Here is a 5,892-nt window from a genome sequence, read left to right as displayed (position 1 = left end):
TCTCACCACCGGTAGCTCTCTGTAAGGCCTCAGCTGTTCTTACTTCTTCTCAATCATAGCTTTTTGAAATGTTTGTCCCATTATAGGTGCCCAATTGCCTCTTGTCAATGGTAAAATAAGACAACAAGCACTGATTCCTAACAATTGGCTAACTTACGGACTGCTCCTGACGAATAGCCAACCCAGCCAAGGCGTATATGGCTAACCAAGTAACAATGTGCAAAGACGTGTCGTTAAAGTCGGATTTAGGGTATACCTCCACAATATCCATCCCTAGCATGGGCCCTTGGGCTAGGGTATATAAAGCATTGCACATATCTTCTACACTGAGCCCGTTAAAGTCTAAGGGCCCACCGATATTCCAAGCATGATCTATGATATCACTGCAGACGGTTACGTAGTAGCCGTCGGTGCCATCAGTAATTACATCGTATGCTTTGGCGATTGCTTTCTCCAAGCCCAATTCGCGAACAGTAGCCATAGTCAACACCGTGGCACCGGATTTGCGGGCATAATCCATTTGCTCAACCGTGTTTCGGGGGCCGCGGATGCCAAAATGAACGATCTTAGTGGGATCTATCCCTTTTGTCTCGGCTATTCGTCGCAGTGGACAGCAGCGAGCCATGTTGTCACTTAAGAAAGCGTCAGCATTATCCAAATGGGCGTCAAAGTGTAGGATGCCGACTCGATGAGGGCGCTGTTCCGCAAGAGCGCGCAACACAGGATAGGTACAAGCATGATCGCCACCAAGAAATATGGGGGTAGCTTTCCTGGCAAAGATCTTCTTGGCTCCTTCCGTGAAGAAGTCAAAAGTCTTCTCCACATCGGTGCTGCAAGCAGGTAAATCACCCATATCCCCCAGCTTAAGTGACTTCATTACTTCGATGTCATATTCAGGAATGTACCCATTTCCATAGCGCATTGAAGCAATGCGGCAGCCCTTGGGTGATTGTTCACAGGTAGAAAAGGATCCCCAGGTATTTGTTCCCTCCCACGGTAACCCTACAATTACAGCATCCAAATTTTCTAACTCATCTTCTGACCGTACCCGCTTACTGCCGAGAAAAGTCGGTATATTGCCGGCAACCATTGGAACTCCTGCACCGGGCATGTGATCAAACATGTTTCGCAACCCAATCCCTCCATTACATTAAGTGTAAATCACGATATTGTTATCCGCCGAGATAAGCTGTTCTAACTTGTTCATCTTCTAATAAGTCTTTTGCATCTCCTGAAATCACGATCCTTCCAGTATCGATTACATAAGCACGTTTTGCGGTCATCAATGCTAAGAAAGCATTTTGCTCTACTAAAAGTACGGGAATGCCCTGGCGGTGGATCTCCTTGATTGTTTCGTAGATAGATTCCACTACAATTGGAGCCAACCCTAATGAAGGTTCGTCCAGAAGTAACAGCTTTGGCCTCGCCATCAGGGCTCGGCCCACGGCAAGCATTTGCTGTTCACCGCCGCTTAAAGTCCCGGCCGGTTGTCCGGATCGCTCCTTTAGCCTTGGAAACAACGTGAACACACGTTCAAAACCATCGTTTCGCTGATGAACAGAACAAGTATATCCTCCCAGTAACAAATTATCTTTAACGGACAAGTGAGGGAAGACTCGACGCCCCTCTGGCACCTGGATAATTCCTTTCTTTACAATTTGGTCGCTGGAGATGTTAGTAATATCAACATTGTCCCAAAAGATTTGCCCTGAGTTTGGCCTGTGCAAACCGGAAATGGCCTTTAGTAGAGTACTTTTGCCGGCACCATTATTACCTATGAGGGCCACAATTTCGTCCTGCTGTACGTGCAGAGAAACATCTTTCAGAGCATGGGCTTTGCCATAGTAAACGTTAAGGTCTCGTATGACTAGCATAGGCCTTAAACCCCTTCCCCAGGTACGCTTCAATTACTCGTTCGTTGGCTTGGATTTCCGTTGGCTTTCCGGCAGCGATCTTTTGCCCATGGTCCAAGACTATGATGTGGTCGGAGATACCCATTATGACCCGCATATTATGCTCTATGATCAAAACAGTCTTATTGAGCGTGGTCCTAATCCAGGCAATTTGCTCCATGAGAGCTTCGGTTTCAGCAATATTTAGTCCGGCAGCCGGTTCGTCCAGAAGAATCAACTCTGGATCTGCGGCTAGGGCGCGGACAATTTCTAGCTGGCGCTGTTGTCCGTAGGGCAGATTGCAAGCTAATTCAGTTTGGACAGCCTCTAGCCCAAACTGAGCTAGTAGTTCTCTTGCCTTTTCTATGGTTTCATTCATCTCTCGACGGGAAAAAGCAGGCCTAAACAGGGCATCAAATATCTCTGCTTTTGTGCGGCAGTGAAATCCCACCACCACATTGTCAAGTACCGTCATATAACCGAAAATGCGGCTGTTTTGGAAGGTGCGGCAGATTCCCAGCTCAGTCAGACGATGTGGCGGAAGATCATTAATAGAATCCTGGTTAAAATACATCTCACCGGACGTAGCCTTGATCATTCCAGTAATCATATTGAAGATGGTAGTTTTACCTGCTCCATTGGGCCCAATGATAGCTACAATTTGTCTTGGTGGAACAGTGAAGCTAACATTGGAGACAGCAGTGAGACCACCAAACTGTTTAGTGAGATTATTTACTTCAAGAAGTGCCACTTCCGGTGCCTCCTTCCAAGGATGCGGGTTGATTGATCCTCCGTAATCTTGCCAGTAAGGAGGAAAGTGCCCAAACCAAACCTTTCGGACTTACAACCATAACAATAACCATTAGAGCCCCAACCCACAGCATACGATACATAGCAAAAGCTCGGGTGATTTCTGGCAGCACATAAATAATTAATGCTCCTAGAATTGGCCCAGCTACAGTAGCTGTACCGCCAACAGCAGGCATGGCAAAAATGAGGAAAGATTCGATTGCTTTAAAGGCATCCGGGGAGACAAAGGAAATATACACAGCAAAGAAACTGCCAGCTACGCCAGCCATGGCTGCTCCAATTGAAAAGGCTGCTACTTTGTAATAAGCAATATTGATACCCATAGCTGAAGCGGCGATGTCATCTTCCCGGATCGCTTCCCAGGCTTTACCCACGCGTGAATGGGCTAAGATGCGAACGCATATTATAGCCAATATAAGATAGGTGAGTATTAGATAATAATAAGGAGTCAGACCATTAAAGATGTAACTGCCGATGGTAGGTGCAGGTATACCTGGGAGTCCCATTGGACCACGGGTAAGATCAACCCAACACAGGAGTACCAAGCGCACAATTTCACTAAAGCCCATGGTTGTAATCCCCAGATAAAGGCCTCGAAGGCGTAACGTGGGTATACCCAATATCAGACCGAACAATCCGGCTGTTAGACCTGCCAGCGGCATTGCGGTCCAGTAGGAGAGGTTAGGACGCAACATTAGAAGGGCTGTTGTGTAAGCTCCGATGGCGTAAAACCCTGCTTGTCCCAAGTTGATTTGACCTGCATATCCGTATATTAAATCAACGCTAAAAGCCAGTAGCATATACATTGCAGCCATAATAATCACATGCATCCAATAACGGCTGTGCACAACCAGCGGGAGAGCAAGGGCAGCAGTGATAAGACAGACGTATTTAAGCTGTTGCTGCGTCATACTTTTCCCCCTCCCTTGGTAACCTTGATTAATCCTGAAGGCATGAATAACAGGGTTAGTATTAAAACCAAGAAAGCGAAGCCATCACGGAATGCCGAGGAAATATAGGCTGCACCGAGAGTTTCAACCACACCGATTAGAATACCGCCGAGCATTGCGCCCGGCATGCTGCCAATACCGCCCAAGACGGCAGCCGTAAAGGCCTTAATCCCGGCAGAATTTCCCATCAGCGGATATACTGCGTCAAAATATACCCCTACCAGAAGACCGCTGGCTGCTGCCAAGGCGGAACCAATGGCAAAAGTTAGGGCTATAGTACGGTTGACGTTAATTCCCATTAGTCGTGCTGCCACAGGATCTTGGGATGTGGCTCTAATTGCTAATCCCAAAGGTGACTTAGTGGTGAATAGGGCTAATCCTATCATGCACCCTATAGCCACCACGGCAATAACAATCTGTAATTCCGAAACATAAAAGGGGCCAACTCGAAAAACTGTCTGAAAGATTGTCAATCCGACCGGGTGTGTTTCAGTGCCCCATAATAATTGTCCTAGGGTCTGGACAAAAATGGAAACCCCAATAGCACTGACCAACATAGCGTCCAAGAATCCCCGACCGGTTTTTTCCCGAATCGGCTTATAAGCCACATAGTCTATTGCGACTCCCAATAGAGCAGTAATTAACATTGCACCTACCATCGCCACTACAAAATTAAGTCCGGCAAATCGGAGCAGCATCCAGCCGATGAATGAACCCAACATAAATATTTCGCCATGGGCATAGTTAATAAACCCCAATATGCCGAAAACCATTGAGTAGCCAAGAGCGATTAACGAATAGATCATTCCTATTACTAATCCGTTGATCAATTGCTGAAGCAGTTGAGTAATGATCTTCACCTCCACTCAAGGAGCCGGACAAGGACAGTCTTGTCCGGCTCAAGGGGCGCTACTTCGTGTACAGTTTGAACTTCCCGTCTTTTACAACAAGTTTGATTGGATCTTTGATAACATCACCGTTTTCGTCAAATGAAATGGAGCCTGTTACTCCCTTTACGTCCTTCAGGGTGGTCAAATAGTCTTTTATGGCTTCTCGATCCAGTGCCCCGTTTGTCATGGCCTCGGCGATAACAACCAAAGCATCGTGTCCGTACCAAGCGTAAGCTCCGGGAATAGCGTTATATAAAGTTTCATACTCAGTAACAAATTCTTTTACCAAGGGGTCGTCTACCATGGGGTGGAAGAAAGCATTAATCCGGAAATTCTCTACAGCTAGTCCACCTAGGTTGATAAGGGACTCTTCGTATAAAGCATCGACACCGAAAAAGGCCGGTTCCCAACCAACGGCTTTACTTTGTTTGCAGATGAGAGCCGCTTCATTGTACAAGCCAGCAACGAATACGGCCTCAGGACTGGTTGCCCTAATCTTGGTAATAATGGAGCTAAAGTCTTTGGTTTCACCTAAATAATACGTTTCAATGCCCACCACCTGGCCGCCTGCAGCGGTAAAGGCTTTCTGAACCACATCCTTAAGGCCCAGGCCATAATCGCTGTTTTCATATAAAATTGCGACGGAGTCGTAACCTTCTTCCAGCATCCACTTAGCCACAAATTCACCCTGCAAAGCGTCTGTAGGTATTACCCGAAAAGTGTAGGGTCCGGCATCGCTGACAGCGGGAGCGCTGGAACCAGGGCTCATCTCAACAATGCCAAAACGGTTGTAGATAGGTGCACCGGCTAGGGTACAACTAGAGTTGTAGTGGCCAATTACCGCCAAGACGCTAGCATCGTTACCTAACTTGTTGGCTACTGCCGCCGCCTGTTTGGGATCCGAGGCATCGTCTTCAACAACGATATCAATTTCCCGACCATCTATACCTCCGGCTTTATTAATTCGTTCTGCAGCTATTCTTACACCACGTTCAATATCTTGGCCGGACTGGGCACAACTGCCGGTCATAGGTGCAGCAATGGCGACCACAATTTTGTCTCCCTTGGAATCAGCACCTTGAGCAGGCTGGCCCTCATCCTTACTACCGCATCCAACAAGTGACATGGAACAAACCAGGAAAATCAAGAAAGCAGCCACTAGTTTTCTGGACACATTGAACACCTCCCTGTAAAATAGCAATTCAGGCGAGAAGCACACAGGTAGAGTATAGCTAGGGCTGACCTTTTGTGTCAGGCTTTCTACCTGTGGCAAGCTTACTTTGGCTTGGCCAAGCCGAGCGGCCATACCCACCTCCATAAACTTGTCTTATCCAACAACCTCAGGAAACG

Annotated in this window: 6 protein-coding genes; all 6 read right to left on the bottom strand. The window is 47.2% G+C overall.

Features of this window, described 5'->3' with window-relative positions:
- Positions 1–148 precede the first annotated feature (148 nt).
- From GX016_04325 to GX016_04300, 6 genes are read right to left on the bottom strand one after another with little or no spacing between them, the layout of a single operon-like run.
- Positions 149–1,132, bottom strand: a complete 984-nt coding sequence (locus GX016_04325) for an agmatinase family protein (protein HHT70786.1) — start codon at positions 1,130–1,132, stop codon at positions 149–151.
- A gap of 40 nt (positions 1,133–1,172) precedes the next feature.
- A complete protein-coding gene (locus GX016_04320; protein ID HHT70785.1) occupies positions 1,173–1,874 on the bottom strand; it encodes an ABC transporter ATP-binding protein in 702 nt (233 codons plus the stop codon).
- The gene (locus tag GX016_04315) at positions 1,852–2,643 is read right to left on the bottom strand and encodes an ABC transporter ATP-binding protein (GenBank protein ID HHT70784.1); all 792 of its coding nucleotides are present in this window, start codon (positions 2,641–2,643) and stop codon (positions 1,852–1,854) included. The genes GX016_04320 and GX016_04315 overlap by 23 nt, the downstream gene beginning before the upstream one ends.
- Positions 2,630–3,613 carry a branched-chain amino acid ABC transporter permease gene (locus GX016_04310; protein HHT70783.1) on the bottom strand — a complete coding sequence of 328 codons (984 nt, stop codon included), beginning with the start codon at positions 3,611–3,613 and terminating at the stop codon, positions 2,630–2,632. Before GX016_04310 ends, GX016_04315 begins: the two co-directional genes overlap by 14 nt.
- Positions 3,610–4,512 carry a branched-chain amino acid ABC transporter permease gene (locus GX016_04305; GenBank protein ID HHT70782.1) on the bottom strand — a complete coding sequence of 301 codons (903 nt, stop codon included), beginning with the start codon at positions 4,510–4,512 and terminating at the stop codon, positions 3,610–3,612. The genes GX016_04310 and GX016_04305 overlap by 4 nt, the downstream gene beginning before the upstream one ends.
- Before the next feature lie 49 nt (positions 4,513–4,561).
- Positions 4,562–5,716, bottom strand: a complete 1,155-nt coding sequence (locus GX016_04300) for a branched-chain amino acid ABC transporter substrate-binding protein (protein ID HHT70781.1) — start codon at positions 5,714–5,716, stop codon at positions 4,562–4,564.
- Between the last annotated feature and the right edge of the window lie 176 nt (positions 5,717–5,892).

The organism is Bacillota bacterium, assembly GCA_012837285.1.
In the GTDB taxonomy this organism is placed as follows: domain Bacteria; phylum Bacillota; class DTU030; order DUMP01; family DUMP01; genus DUNI01.
Note: the sequence above shows the minus strand (reverse complement) of the source record. Positions and strands in the feature narration are given on the sequence as shown.